The 13629-nt window shown below is 40.5% G+C and carries 19 protein-coding genes; 18 read left to right on the top strand and 1 reads right to left on the bottom strand.

The window, feature by feature from the left end; translation table 11 throughout:
* Nucleotides 1-9: 9 nt before the first annotated feature.
* Nucleotides 10-3252, bottom strand: coding sequence for a SusC/RagA family TonB-linked outer membrane protein (locus BLQ18_RS07030; RefSeq protein WP_090293747.1), 3243 nt, complete (start codon nt 3250-3252; stop codon nt 10-12).
* A gap of 581 nt (nt 3253-3833) precedes the next feature.
* On the opposite strand from BLQ18_RS07030, the gene rpsL reads away from it, so the two are divergent.
* The 18 genes from rpsL (at nt 3834) to rpsN (ending at nt 13627) form a co-directional block, all read left to right on the top strand.
* Nucleotides 3834-4208, top strand: a complete 375-nt coding sequence (gene rpsL, locus BLQ18_RS07040; protein WP_013305196.1) for a 30S ribosomal protein S12 — start codon at nt 3834-3836, stop codon at nt 4206-4208.
* A gap of 19 nt (nt 4209-4227) precedes the next feature.
* Nucleotides 4228-4704, top strand: coding sequence for a 30S ribosomal protein S7 (rpsG, locus tag BLQ18_RS07045; protein WP_090293749.1), 477 nt, complete (start codon nt 4228-4230; stop codon nt 4702-4704).
* 8 nt (nt 4705-4712) lie between these two features.
* A complete protein-coding gene (fusA, locus tag BLQ18_RS07050) occupies nt 4713-6839 on the top strand; it encodes an elongation factor G (protein ID WP_090293750.1) in 2127 nt (708 codons plus the stop codon).
* 10 nt (nt 6840-6849) lie between these two features.
* On the top strand, nt 6850-7155 hold the full coding sequence (gene rpsJ / locus BLQ18_RS07055) for a 30S ribosomal protein S10 (RefSeq protein WP_026915146.1): 306 nt from the start codon (nt 6850-6852) through the stop codon (nt 7153-7155).
* A 214-nt stretch (nt 7156-7369) separates the two neighbouring features.
* A complete protein-coding gene (rplC, locus tag BLQ18_RS07060; RefSeq protein WP_090293751.1) occupies nt 7370-7987 on the top strand; it encodes a 50S ribosomal protein L3 in 618 nt (205 codons plus the stop codon).
* Nucleotides 7987-8616: a 50S ribosomal protein L4 gene (gene rplD / locus BLQ18_RS07065; RefSeq protein WP_090293752.1), complete on the top strand. Its 630-nt coding sequence runs from the start codon at nt 7987-7989 to the stop codon at nt 8614-8616. The genes rplC and rplD overlap by 1 nt, the downstream gene beginning before the upstream one ends.
* 7 nt (nt 8617-8623) lie before the next feature.
* Nucleotides 8624-8914 (top strand): 50S ribosomal protein L23, encoded by a 291-nt coding sequence (gene rplW, locus BLQ18_RS07070; RefSeq protein WP_090293753.1) that lies wholly within the window; start codon nt 8624-8626, stop codon nt 8912-8914.
* 9 nt (nt 8915-8923) lie between these two features.
* Entirely contained in the window at nt 8924-9748 is an 825-nt protein-coding gene (rplB, locus tag BLQ18_RS07075; RefSeq protein WP_090293754.1) for a 50S ribosomal protein L2, read from the top strand.
* An 11-nt stretch (nt 9749-9759) separates the two neighbouring features.
* Complete coding sequence (gene rpsS, locus BLQ18_RS07080; RefSeq protein WP_090293755.1) at nt 9760-10038, top strand: 30S ribosomal protein S19; 279 nt, start codon at nt 9760-9762, stop codon at nt 10036-10038.
* Between the two features lie 7 nt (nt 10039-10045).
* A complete protein-coding gene (rplV, locus tag BLQ18_RS07085; RefSeq protein WP_090293756.1) occupies nt 10046-10453 on the top strand; it encodes a 50S ribosomal protein L22 in 408 nt (135 codons plus the stop codon).
* A gap of 10 nt (nt 10454-10463) precedes the next feature.
* Nucleotides 10464-11180 carry a 30S ribosomal protein S3 gene (rpsC, locus tag BLQ18_RS07090; RefSeq protein WP_090293757.1) on the top strand — a complete coding sequence of 239 codons (717 nt, stop codon included), beginning with the start codon at nt 10464-10466 and terminating at the stop codon, nt 11178-11180.
* Between the two features lie 20 nt (nt 11181-11200).
* Nucleotides 11201-11620, top strand: coding sequence for a 50S ribosomal protein L16 (gene rplP / locus BLQ18_RS07095; protein WP_090293758.1), 420 nt, complete (start codon nt 11201-11203; stop codon nt 11618-11620).
* A 20-nt stretch (nt 11621-11640) separates the two neighbouring features.
* Nucleotides 11641-11832: a 50S ribosomal protein L29 gene (gene rpmC, locus BLQ18_RS07100; protein ID WP_090293759.1), complete on the top strand. Its 192-nt coding sequence runs from the start codon at nt 11641-11643 to the stop codon at nt 11830-11832.
* Between the two features lie 13 nt (nt 11833-11845).
* Complete coding sequence (gene rpsQ, locus BLQ18_RS07105; RefSeq protein ID WP_014032003.1) at nt 11846-12103, top strand: 30S ribosomal protein S17; 258 nt, start codon at nt 11846-11848, stop codon at nt 12101-12103.
* Between the two features lie 2 nt (nt 12104-12105).
* The gene (gene rplN / locus BLQ18_RS07110; RefSeq protein WP_090293760.1) at nt 12106-12474 is read left to right on the top strand and encodes a 50S ribosomal protein L14; all 369 of its coding nucleotides are present in this window, start codon (nt 12106-12108) and stop codon (nt 12472-12474) included.
* Nucleotides 12475-12490: 16 nt separating this feature from the next.
* A complete protein-coding gene (rplX, locus tag BLQ18_RS07115) occupies nt 12491-12802 on the top strand; it encodes a 50S ribosomal protein L24 (RefSeq protein ID WP_090293761.1) in 312 nt (103 codons plus the stop codon).
* 2 nt (nt 12803-12804) lie between these two features.
* The gene (gene rplE / locus BLQ18_RS07120; protein WP_090293762.1) at nt 12805-13356 is read left to right on the top strand and encodes a 50S ribosomal protein L5; all 552 of its coding nucleotides are present in this window, start codon (nt 12805-12807) and stop codon (nt 13354-13356) included.
* 1 nt (nt 13357) lies between these two features.
* On the top strand, nt 13358-13627 hold the full coding sequence (gene rpsN / locus BLQ18_RS07125) for a 30S ribosomal protein S14 (protein ID WP_090293763.1): 270 nt from the start codon (nt 13358-13360) through the stop codon (nt 13625-13627).
* The last annotated feature ends 2 nt before the right edge of the window (nt 13628-13629 follow it).

Below are 13629 nucleotides of genomic sequence, written 5' to 3' on the forward strand. Positions count from 1 at the left end.
TTAATTTTTTTAAAAGGTCAATTTGACACTCATTCCATACTTTTTAGAAGCTGGACCGTTGATATAGTCAAAACCTTGACTGTTACCAATACCAGCACCCATTACGTTAGGGTCAAAGTTGGCACCGTCAGGAGTATTGTAAGCATCATACCAAAGGTTGAAACCTTGAGCGGTAATGGTCAAAGAGCCAAATGGAGTTTTTTCCAAGAATTTAGATGGGAATGTGTAACCCAAAGAAAGCTCTTGTAAACGAACAACAGAAGCATCGTAAATTTTCATTTCAGCAGGTCCAAAAAGAACGTTGGTGAAGTAGAAAGAAGAGTTGTTGATCTGCTTGTTGTTTACTTCGCCAGTACTTTGTTGTACACCAGGCAAAATAAATGTTTGCTCTCTATCTTGAGTTTCAGTGATCAAACCACGACCAAGCAATGTAGCAATAGTGTTAGACATCATGTCTCCACCTTTTGTCCAGTTGAATTGGAAACCTAGGTTCCAGTTCTTGAAACGGATAGAGTTGATGAAGTTTGTTGTGAAATCTGGGTTTGGATCACCAATGATCGGTGTATCACCGTTAATATCAGATTCTACAGATACATAGTTACCGGAAGAATCAACCAAGAAGTTTCCATCTTCGTCTCTACCGATAGCGGTACCAACAATTACACCAAGAGGCTGACCTTCGATAGCGGCGTTACCTCCCAAGAACAATTCTTGTCTACCACCGTAGATGATAATGTCCTGCTCTTGTTCAACAACTTTAGGCTTGTATGTAGAGAAGTTGATTCTTGAGTTCCAGTTGAAACCATCAGAAGTCTCACTTCTAAACCAGTCAACACCTAAATCAACTTCAACACCTTCACCTTTGATTTTACCAACGTTACTTTGAGTAACTGTAAAACCTGTGGATGGAGAAAGGGGCTCTCTTACAATAAGGTCTTTAGTAACCCTGTTGAAGTAAGTGAAGTCCAAAGAAACTGCGTTATTCAAGAATTTAGATTCGAAACCAAGTTCGTATTCTGTAAGAAGTTCAGGTTTAAGATCTTCGTTAGCAGCAAATGAAGAGATGGCATTGGTAGTAATTTCACCACCGTCACCCCATTGTCTTGTGTTTTGGTTTGCTGTTCTCACGGTTGGGTAAGCCCCTGGGAAGGCTGCAGATTGTCCAACACCAGCTCTTAATTTCAAGAAGTTCAAACCTCCTGCAGATTGCATTCCGCTGAAAGCAGCAGTTGGCAAGAAAGAGATACTGGCACTAGGATAAGTCATACTGTTGTTGGCAGATGCAAGGTTGGAAACCCAGTCAGTTCTAGTTGCCAAAGACAAGTACAACATGTTGTCGTAATCAAAAGTAGCTTGACCTAAGATACCAGCAATGTTTTGCTTCTCCAAGTATTGGATAGGTGTTTGACTTTCATAGTTAAAGTGTCTTGTGATACCATATGCAATCTGTCCTGCACTGGAAACACCTTGTCTGTCATAAATGGTAGACTTTACTGTGGCACCAGCTGTAAAGCTCATACCCAATTTTTCGGATAAGTCGTAGTTACCATCAATAGCCAAATAGTGATCCCAAATAGTATTGTTGTTATCGTAAGTGTCCAAGAAACCAAAAATAGCTTGGTTGAATCCTACACCACCTTTGTTGGAGTAGTTGGTGTTTCTTTCGTTATAGAAATCCAGACCTGCACGGTATGTAAGGTTCATGTTGTCGTTGATAGCATAAGCCAAGGAAGCATTCCAGAATACACGGTTGGTTTGCTGTCTGTACTTCACGTTGTTTTGTACCCATCTTGGGTTGATGATTCCGTTAGTTGCACGATAGTAAACACTAGAGTTGTCAACTGGGTTTTCCCAAGGAAGACCCATCAAGTCAACACTACGAGGTGTAAAGAATACGTGACCGAACAAAGAAAGACCCAAAGAACCGTTACCTCTACTCGCTGCTACAGGAGGAGATTTGTAATCTGTTCTAGAGTAGTTCATAACTGCACTAACTGTGAATTTGTTTGATAGTTTTGATCTACCACCCACAGAAAGGTTCATACGTTGAATAGAGTTACCAGGAACGAAACTCTCATCATCCAATAGACCCAAGTTTACGTTGTAGTTGGTGTTTCCATCCGCAGAACTTCCATTAACGTTGATGGAAGTGTTGCTTACGCCTCCAGGAGCCAAAAAGTCTTCAACTGAATCGTAAGGTTTCCACTCATATCTAGCATTTTGCAATTCTGGGAATGCATCTCTAACACTTGAAAGTGAAGAAGTTGCGTAAGGGTGACGAATTGTACCGTTTGAATCGATGTCATAAACAGCTGGGAAAGAGTTAGGATTTCCCCATCCTGCAACACCTTCTCTATCGAAACTTGGCCCCCAGTTACTGAAGAACCAACCGAAAGCTTGGTCGAAACCGTTACCGTATTTATCTTGATAATCTGGCAAGGAAGCCAAAGCGTTAACAAAATAAGACTGGCTTACTGTAATTTCTGATTTTTTCTTTCCTTCTGTTGCAGCACCTGCTTTAGTTGTAATCAAGATTACACCGTTTTTACCAGCAGTACCATAAAGTGTTGCAGCAGCAAGACCTTTCAATACTTCGATGTTGGCAATGTTGTTTGGATCTAAATCCAAGAAACGGGAGGATCCAGTGTTACCATCCAAGAAGTTACCAGCTGTGTTGGTATCACTACTAAAAGGCACACCATCCACAACAAAAAGGGCCTGGTTACTTCCACTAAAGGAACTCAAACCACGAATAACCACGTTGGTTGCAGAACCGGACATACCACCAGCAGAGGTAATATTTACACCGGAAGCTTTACCGGAAAGAACCCTGGCAACATCACCTTCAGTCTTGTCGTTCAAGTCCTCAGCACCTACAGAGGATACTGCATAACCCAAAGCCTTTTTCTCACGCTTAATACCTTGGGCGGTTACAACAACCTCTTCCAAAGCTTGGGTGTCAGGTTCCATCTGTACATTAATTACGCTAGCAGCACCTACAACTCTAGTAGATGGTTTTTGACCAATGTAAGTGAAGAGAATAGTTTGACCTTCACTTGCAGTGATTGCGTAATTTCCGTCGAAATCTGTTTGGGTACCCGTAGTGGTACCTTCAACGACAATGTTGACCCCAGGCAACGGAAGGCCATCGCCATCCGTAACAGTACCTGTAATCGTCTTGTCTTGTGCAAAGGATATATGCACAACAAACGCCAATAATAGCGTTAACAATCCATTAAGTTTTGTTCTCATTGTTAAATTATTTGAATTAGCTAATGGCTAAAATCATAATTTCATGTTAATAAACCAAACTTATTTTATAAAATCTTTAAGACTGGGAACTTAAATGCAAGAAGTGCAATAACTACAAATATCATTATCAACTATGCAATTTGAAGGGGTGAGAATTATTCTTCCTGTAAATTATATGCTTTGGCCCTTAAAAATGCAGGGGTAGGGGTGGTGTTTGTGAAAATTGAGTGAATATTCTTACGTATCTCATAGTGGGGTAGGTTCTTAAGGTTTTTAACATAAGAAATGTTAATCTGATGTAAAGAAATAAGAAATGTACCTTATACCTTAATATATATACGCAATAAATAATTTCTCTTTTTGATGGGTTTAAATACAATCAAATATTCATTAATATTATAAGGTATGGATATGTTGTTTTGAGGTGATTTGATGTGAAATTGAGTGAGGGCTTCAGAAGGTTCATTGAAGTTTTTCAAAATTAAAGTCAAAATTAATTCGCATGTATTTGAATTATTGGGAAATATCACTACATTTGCAGCCCTCAAAAAGAGGGTTATTTAGTTTTTAAAAGAAATTTAATGCCAACAATTTCACAATTAGTACGAAAAGGAAGGGCCACAATTACCAAGAAGAGTAAATCGGCTGCTTTGGATTCGTGTCCTCAAAGAAGAGGGGTTTGTACGCGTGTTTACACTACTACACCTAAAAAACCAAACTCTGCAATGCGTAAAGTTGCAAGGGTAAGGTTGACAAATGGTAAAGAAGTTAACGCATACATCCCTGGTGAAGGACACAACCTCCAGGAGCACTCGATAGTATTGGTTAGAGGCGGAAGAGTAAAAGATTTGCCTGGTGTTCGATATCATATCGTTCGCGGTGCATTGGATACCGCAGGTGTTGCGGGAAGAACGCAACGTCGATCTAAGTATGGTGCAAAACGCCCTAAAAAGTAAACAACTTTAAGAAGAAGCGATGAGAAAAAAGCAGGCAAAAAAGAGACCATTATTACCAGATCCTAAATTTAACGATCAACTTGTTACACGTTTCGTTAACATGATGATGTGGGACGGTAAGAAATCAATTGCATTCAAGATTTTCTACGATGCAATTGCAATCGTTGATGAAAAGAACACTGACGAGGAAAAAACTGGATTGGAGTTGTGGAAAGATGCACTTTCCAATGTAATGCCACACGTTGAAGTAAGAAGTAGAAGAGTAGGTGGTGCTACATTTCAGATTCCAATGCAAATTCGTCCAGATAGAAAGATTTCCACTGCAATGAAGTGGTTGATCAGCTACGCAAGAAAGCGTAATGAGAAATCCATGGCGCAAAAATTAGCTTCTGAGATTTTGGCTGCTGCCAAAGAAGAAGGTGCTGCGGTGAAGAAAAGAGTAGATACACACAAAATGGCTGAGGCCAATAAGGCATTCTCACACTTTAGATTCTAATCAATACAATGGGAAGAGATTTAAAATATACAAGGAATATCGGTATTGCGGCACACATTGATGCTGGTAAAACAACAACTACTGAGCGTATTCTTTTTTATACTGGTGTGAGCCACAAAATTGGTGAGGTGCACGATGGTGCGGCTACCATGGACTGGATGGAGCAAGAGCAAGAGCGTGGTATTACCATTACCTCTGCTGCAACAACCTGTACTTGGAAGTTCCCCATGGAAAATGCACAAGCATTGCCTGACACTAAAGATTACCACTTTAACATCATTGACACCCCTGGACACGTTGACTTTACTGTAGAAGTAAACCGTTCCTTGCGTGTGTTGGATGGTTTGGTGTTCTTGTTCAGTGCTGTGGATGGTGTTGAGCCTCAATCCGAGACAAACTGGAGATTGGCCGATAACTATAAAGTACCGCGTATCGGTTTCGTAAACAAAATGGACCGTCAAGGTTCCAACTTCTTGAACGTGTGTAAGCAAGTTCGTGAAATGTTGGGTTCCAATGCTGTGCCGATTGTTTTGCCTATCGGTGACGAAGCTGACTTTAGAGGTATTGTAGATTTGGCCAAGAACAGGGCTATCGTATGGCACGATGAGAACTTTGGTTCTACTTTCGATGTTGTTGATATTCCTGCTGAAATGCAAGACGAAGTAAGAGAGTATAGAGCTGCTCTTATCGAAGCTGTTGCAGAATATGATGAGGAGTTGATGGAAAAATTCTTCGAAGATGAAAATTCCATCACAGAAGAAGAAGTGCATGCTGCATTGCGTGCTGCTGTAATGGACAGAGCGATTATCCCAATGATCTGTGGATCTTCCTTTAAAAACAAAGGAGTTCAGTTCTTGTTGGATGCTGTATGTCGTTACTTGCCATCTCCATTGGATAAAGATGATATCGTAGGAACTGATCCTGATACTGGTGAGGCTATCACTAGAAAACCAGATCCAAAAGCACCATTTGCTGCTTTGGCATTTAAGATTGCTACTGATCCTTTCGTAGGTCGTTTGGCTTTCTTTAGAGCATATTCTGGTCGTTTGGATGCGGGGTCTTACATCTTGAACAACCGTTCAGGTAAAAAAGAGCGTATTTCCAGAATCTATCAAATGCACTCCAATAAGCAAAATGCTATCGATTATATCGAGGCTGGTGATATTGGTGCGGCTGTAGGATTTAAAGATATTAAGACTGGTGATACCATGTCTGCTGAGGATGCGCCTATCGTTCTTGAAAGTATGGACTTCCCTGATCCAGTAATCGGTATCGCGGTTGAGCCAAAAACTAAGGCTGATGTGGATAAATTGGGTATGGCTTTGGCTAAATTGGCTGAAGAAGATCCAACCTTCCAGGTGAAAACAGATGAAGCTTCAGGACAGACCATTATTTCTGGAATGGGTGAGCTTCACTTGGATATCATCGTTGACCGTTTAAGAAGAGAGTTCAAGGTTGAAGTAAACCAAGGACAACCTCAAGTAGAATACAAGGAGGCTATCACAAAATCTGCCGATCACAGAGAAGTTTACAAGAAACAATCAGGTGGTCGTGGTAAGTTTGCTGATATCGTATTTACAATGGAGCCTGCCGAAGAAGGTAAAGAAGGTCTTGAATTTGTAAATGTGATTAAAGGTGGTAACATTCCTAAAGAATATATTCCAGCAGTAGAAAAAGGTTTCAAAGAGGCTATGAAAAATGGTCCTTTGGCTGGATTTGAAATGGATAGCATGAAAGTTACCCTTAAGGATGGTTCTTTCCACCCTGTGGATTCCGATTCATTATCGTTTGAATTGGCAGCCAAAATGGGATATAAAGCAGCTGCTAAATCTGCAAGATCAGTATTGATGGAGCCTATCATGAAGATTGAGGTGTTGACACCTGAAGAAAACATGGGTGATATCGTAGGTGACTTGAACAGACGTAGAGGAACTATCAGTAGCATGAGCGACAGAGCTGGTTCCAAAGTAGTTAAGGGAGAGGTGCCGTTGTCTGAAATGTTCGGATATGTTACAGCATTGAGAACATTGTCATCTGGTAGAGCAACTTCAACCATGGAATTTTCACACTATGCAGAAACTCCTTCCAATATTGCTGAAGAAGTTATCAAAGCAGCAAAAGGAGTAACCGCTTAAATTTAGCAAGATGAGTCAAAAAATTAGAATTAAATTGAAATCTTACGATCACAATTTGGTGGACAAATCTGCTGAAAAGATCGTGAAAACAGTAAAAACTACTGGTGCGGTGGTAACGGGTCCAATTCCATTGCCAACAAACAAAAAGATATTTACAGTTTTGCGTTCACCTCACGTGAACAAAAAATCTAGAGAGCAATTCCAATTGAGCTCTTACAAGAGACTTTTGGATATCTACAGTTCTTCATCAAAAACTATCGATGCCCTAATGAAGTTGGAACTTCCTAGTGGTGTTGAAGTTGAGATTAAGGTCTGATAAAAGTTCTAAGTGTTGAGTTTTAGGTTGTAGCTAACTTATGACTTTCAACTCAACACTTAAAACTAACAAAAAGCACATGTCTCGAACGATGGTTCGAGAAAAACGGAGAAAGAAAAAAATCTGGGTCAGAGCAGAAAGTTTTCTTGACCCAATTTTTTTGCCAAGAAATTGGCAGTTTTAAAAACAAGTAAACAATTAATAATTAATAAATATGTCTGGGTTAATAGGTAGAAAAATCGGTATGACCAGCATTTTCGACGAGAATGGAAAGAACATTCCATGTACCGTAATCGAAGCTGGACCATGCGTGGTTACCCAAGTCAGAACCGAAGAGGTTGACGGGTACAGTGCTCTTCAGCTTGGTTTCGATGACAAGGCAGAAAAGCGTGCTAACAAGGCCGAAACAGGTCACTTTAAAAAAGCAGGTACTTCTCCAAAGAAACAAGTCGTTGAATTCCAAGATTTTGAAGGTGAATACAAATTGGGAGACACCATTGGTGCCGACCTTTTTGCAGAAGGAGAATTTGTTGATGTGATCGGAACATCCAAAGGAAAAGGTTTCCAAGGGGTTGTAAAACGTCACGGATTTGGCGGTGTAGGTCAAGCGACCCACGGTCAGCACAACAGATTAAGAGCTCCAGGTTCCATTGGTGCCGCTTCTTATCCTGCTAAAGTAATTAAGGGTATGAAAATGGCCGGTAGAATGGGTGGAGAAAGAGTAACAGTTCAAAACTTGAAAGTATTGAAAGTGGTTGCAGATAAAAACCTTATCGTAGTGAAAGGTTGTGTTCCAGGTCACAAGAATGCTTACGTAACAATTGAGAAGTAATGAAGGTTGCAGTACTAGATATTAAAGGAAAAGAAACCGGAAGAAGCATTGAGCTTTCTGACGATGTTTTCGCAATAGAGCCTAATGAGCATGCCATCTATTTGGATGTTAAGCAATATTTGGCCCATCAAAGACAAGGTACGCACAAGGCTAAAGAAAGAGCTGAGATTGCAGGAAGTACCCGTAAGATCAAGAAACAAAAAGGTACTGGTACCGCAAGGGCGGGTAGTATCAAGTCTCCTGTATTCAGGGGTGGTGGTAGAATCTTTGGTCCAAGACCAAAAGATTATACCCAAAAATTGAACAAAAACGTTAAGAGATTGGCTCGTAAATCAGCCTTGACTCTTAAGTCTAAAGAACAAGCTTTGGTAGTTGTGGAAGACTTCAATTTTGAAGCTCCTAAGACTAAAGATTTTGTTAGTTTCCTGACTTCTTTGGGAATAGAAAATAAAAAGTCTCTTATTGTGTTGGGCGATTCAAATAATAACGTATATTTGTCGTCGCGTAATTTGGAGCGCTCCGAAGTTGTAACTGGTTCAGAATTAAACACTTACAAAATTGTTAACGCAAAAAGTTTAGTTCTTACCGAAAGTGCTTTGGAGGGAATTGAATCGAACCTAAAGAAATAGAAGTATCATGAGTGTGTTGATAAGACCGATAATTACGGAGAAAATGACCGCGGATAGCGAGCTTTTCAATCGCTACGGTTTCTACGTTCAGCCTGGAGCTAACAAGTTGGAAATCAAAGAAGCGGTAGAAACAACTTATGGTGTTTCTGTTGAAAAGGTAAGAACCATGAACTATGGTCCAACGCGTAAGAGTCGTTATACAAAAACCGGAATTCAGCACGGTAAAACAAACGCAATGAAAAAAGCGATTGTAGATGTAGCTGAAGGTGATATTATTGATTTTTACAGTAATCTATAAAGACGAGAAATGTCAGTTAGAAAATTAAAACCGATAACCCCTGGACAGCGTTTTAGAGTAGTAAACGGATTTGACGCGATTACTACTGATAAGCCGGAAAAAAGCTTGCTTGCTCCGTTAAAAAAGTCAGGTGGTAGGAACAGTCAAGGAAAAATGACCATGCGCCACAGAGGTGGAGGTCATAAGAGAAGATATCGTATCATCGATTTCAAAAGGGATAAACAAGGTGTAGAGGCTACTGTAGCATCTATCCAGTATGATCCAAACAGAACTGCATTTATCGCTTTGGTTGAATATACCGATGGTGAGAAAAGATATGTGGTAGCACAAAATGGTTTGCAGGTAGGTCAGAAGATCGTTTCTGGAACTGGATCTGCTCCTGAAATTGGAAATGCACTTCCATTGAGTGAAATTCCATTGGGTACCATTGTTTCTTGTATTGAGTTAAGACCTGGTCAAGGAGCAATTATGGCAAGAAGTGCCGGTACTTTTGCGCAGTTGATGGCAAAAGACGGTAAGTTCGTAACCATTAAGTTGCCTTCTGGTGAAACCCGTTTGATTTTGGCCACTTGTTTGGCTACTGTTGGAGCGGTTTCCAATTCTGACCACCAATTGTTGGTATCTGGTAAAGCAGGTAGAAGCAGATGGTTGGGTAGAAGACCAAGAACTAGACCAGTAGCTATGAACCCTGTTGATCACCCAATGGGTGGTGGTGAAGGTAGAGCTTCAGGAGGTCACCCAAGATCTAAGAACGGCATTCCTGCTAAAGGATTTAGAACTCGTTCTAAGACCAAGGACACCAATAGATATATCATAGAACGTAGAAAGAAATAAAAGAAAAGTAAATGGCACGTTCGTTAAAAAAAGGACCATACGTTCATTTTAGCTTGGAGAAAAAAGTTCAAGCCAATATAGAATCAGGTAAGAAATCAGTTATCAAAACGTGGTCTAGAGCCTCTATGATAACCCCAGACTTTGTGGGACAGACCATCGCAGTACACAACGGAAGACAATTTGTTCCTGTGTATGTAACTGAAAACATGGTAGGTCACAAACTTGGAGAATTTTCACCAACAAGATCGTTTAGAGGTCATGCTGGAGCTAAAAACAAAGGTAAAAAGTAAGTAAGCTATGGGAGTTCGTAAAAGACAAATGGCCGAAAGGTTAAAAGAAGAGAAAAAGCAACTTGCTATTGCAAAGCTTAACAATTGCCCAACATCTCCAAGAAAGATGCGTTTGGTTGCTGACTTGGTAAGAGGGAAACAAATCGAAATGGCTTTGGCTATTTTAAGGTTCAACCCTAAGGAGGCTTCTAGAAAGATGGAAAAGCTTTTGCTTTCTGCTATCGCTAACTGGGAAGCTAAGAACGAAGATGCAAGCATTGAGGATGCTGACCTTTACATCAAGGAAATCCGTGTTGACGGAGGAACTATGTTGAAAAGATTGAGACCAGCTCCACAAGGAAGGGCACACAGAATCAGAAAGCGTTCCAACCATGTAACCATGATCTTGGAAGCCAATAACAACGTTGAAAGCTAGTATATAGAATATGGGACAGAAGACTAATCCAATAGGAAATCGCTTAGGAATTATCAGAGGATGGGAATCCAACTGGTACGGAGGAAACGATTACGGCGATAAACTAGCTGAAGACGATAAGATCAGAAAGTACGTCTATGCACGTTTGGCAAAAGCTAGTGTGTCTAGAGTAATTATAGAAAGAACGTTGAAGTTGATCACCATTACCATTACCACCGCAAGGCCAGGTATCATTATCGGTAAAGGAGGACAAGAGGTTGATAAACTTAAGGAAGAGCTTAAGAAAATCACCAACAAAGAAGTTCAGATCAACATTCACGAGATCAAAAGACCTGAATTGGATGCTAATTTGGTTGCTGCTAGTGTAGCAAGACAGATTGAAAGCAGAATTTCATACCGTAGAGCCATTAAAATGGCGATTGCAGCCGCAATGCGGATGAATGCAGAAGGTATCAAAATTCAGATTTCCGGACGTTTGAACGGTGCTGAGATGGCGCGTTCAGAATCTTACAAAGAAGGTAGAATTCCATTGTCCACTTTCCGTGCAGATGTTGATTATGCATTGCACGAAGCTCACACTACCTATGGTAGATTGGGTATTAAAGTGTGGATTATGAAAGGTGAAGTTTACGGTAAGAGAGAACTTTCTCCTTTGGTAGGATTGAGCAAGAGTCAAGGAAAAGGCGGCAAACAAGATGGTGGTAAAAAACCACGCCGTAGAAAGTAATAAGATAAAGTTAAGGTAAGATGTTACAGCCAAAAAGAACGAAATTTCGTAAAGCCCAGAAAGGGCGTATGAAGGGAATCTCACAGAGAGGGCACCAACTTTCCAATGGAATGTTCGGTATCAAGTCCATGGATTCTCACTTCATTACCTCCCGACAAATCGAGGCTGCGCGTATCGCTGCGACTAGATATATGAAAAGACAAGGTCAGTTGTGGATCAAAATATTCCCGGACAAGCCTATCACCAAAAAGCCTCTTGAGGTACGTATGGGTAAAGGTAAGGGTGCTCCAGAATATTGGGTGGCCGTAGTTAAGCCAGGTAGAATCATGTTTGAAGTTGCCGGTGTACCTATGGATATTGCTAAAGAAGCCTTGAGGCTTGCGGCACAAAAGCTACCTGTGAAGACTAAGTTTGTTGTAGCTAGGGATTATTCCGCTTAATTTTTAATTGAGAAGAAAAGATGAGACAATCAGAAATAAAAGAACTTTCAATTGAAGAGCTAAAGGAGAAATTGGCCGAGTTGAAAAAGCAACACGCTGATCTTAAAATGGCTCACGCCGTTACTCCATTGGAAAATCCTTTACAGATCAGAAAGACTAGAAGGACGGTAGCAAGACTTGCAACTGAATTAACTAAAAGGGAATTACAATAATTGGTTCTGCCTTATGGAAAACAGAAATTTAAGAAAAGAAAGAATAGGGGTTGTTACCAGCAACAAAATGGAGAAATCAATTGTGGTTTCAGAAGTTAAGCGTGTGAAGCACCCTATGTACGGTAAATTCGTTTTGAAGACCAAGAAATATGTTGCCCACGACGAAAAGAACGATTGCAACGAAGGCGATACCGTTAAAATAATGGAAACAAGACCATTGAGTAAGACGAAGTGCTGGAGATTGGTAGAAATCCTAGAAAGAGCTAAATAATTATGGTACAACAAGAATCAAGATTAAAGGTTGCGGACAACACTGGTGCAAAAGAAGTTTTGACCATCCGCGTACTAGGAGGAACAAAAAGAAGATACGCATCTTTGGGTGACAAAATTGTAGTTACCGTAAAAGAAGCTACTCCAAACGGTACTGTAAAGAAAGGTTCTGTTTCTACAGCGGTTGTTGTTAGAACCAAAAAGGAAGTAAGAAGACCAGATGGATCTTACATCCGTTTTGACGACAATGCCTGTGTGTTGTTGAACCCAGCTGGAGAGATGAGAGGTACCCGTGTATTCGGACCTGTTGCGAGAGAGTTGAGGGACAGACAGTTCATGAAGATTGTTTCATTGGCGCCAGAAGTGCTTTAACAGAAATATCACAGAGATGAAGTTGAAAATTAAAACAGGGGATACGGTCAAAGTCATTGCGGGAGACCACAAAGGCAGTGAAGGTAAAGTACTTAAGGTAGACCGTGAAAAGAACAAAGCTATCGTAGAAGGGGTGAACACCGTTTCTAAACACGAGAAGCCAAGTGCACAGAACCCTCAAGGAGGCATAACTAAAAAGGAAGCGCCTATCCATATTTCTAACCTATCCTTGATCGATCCTAAGTCTGGCGATGCCACACGTGTTGGATATGAAGAAAGAGATGGAAAGAAAGTAAGGTTTTCCAAAAAATCCAATGAAGTAATTTAGTCATGAGTTACATTCCAAGATTAAAATCAGAATATAAAGAGCGTGTGATCAAAGCGCTTACTGACGAATTTGGTTACAAAAACGTAATGCAAGTTCCTAAGTTGGAGAAAATTGTTGTAAGCCGTGGTGTTGGTGCCGCAGTTTCCGATAAGAAATTGATTGATCACGCTGTAGATGAGTTGACCAATATTACAGGTCAGAAAGCGGTTGCTACCCTATCAAAAAAGGATGTTGCTACATTCAAACTTAGAAAAGGGATGCCTATTGGGGCAAAAGTAACCCTTAGAGGAGAACGCATGTATGAGTTTTTGGATAGATTGATCACATCTGCCCTACCAAGGGTACGTGACTTCCAAGGAGTAAGAGCTACTGGATTCGACGGTAGAGGTAACTACAACTTGGGTATCACTGAGCAGATCATCTTTCCAGAGATCAACATCGACAGAATCAACAGAATCAACGGTATGGATATTACCTTTGTAACTTCTGCTGAAACTGATAAAGAAGCAAAATCATTGTTAACTCAATTGGGAATACCCTTTAAAAAGAACTAGTATGGCCAAGGAATCAATGAAAGCCCGTGAAAGAAAAAGGGCAAAAATGGTTGCAAAATACGCTGCGAAAAGAAAAGCTTTAAAAGAAGCTGGTGATTACGAAGCGCTACAAAAGTTGCCTGTAAACGCATCTCCAGTACGTATGCACAACCGTTGCAAATTGACCGGAAGACCAAGAGGATACATGAGAACTTTCGGTATCTCTAGGGTTACTTTTAGGGAAATGGCCAATCAAGGGTTAATTCCAGGAGTTAAAAAGGCAAGTTGGTAATT

It is taken from the genome of Flagellimonas zhangzhouensis, from assembly GCF_900102925.1.
GTDB lineage: Bacteria > Bacteroidota > Bacteroidia > Flavobacteriales > Flavobacteriaceae > Flagellimonas > Flagellimonas zhangzhouensis.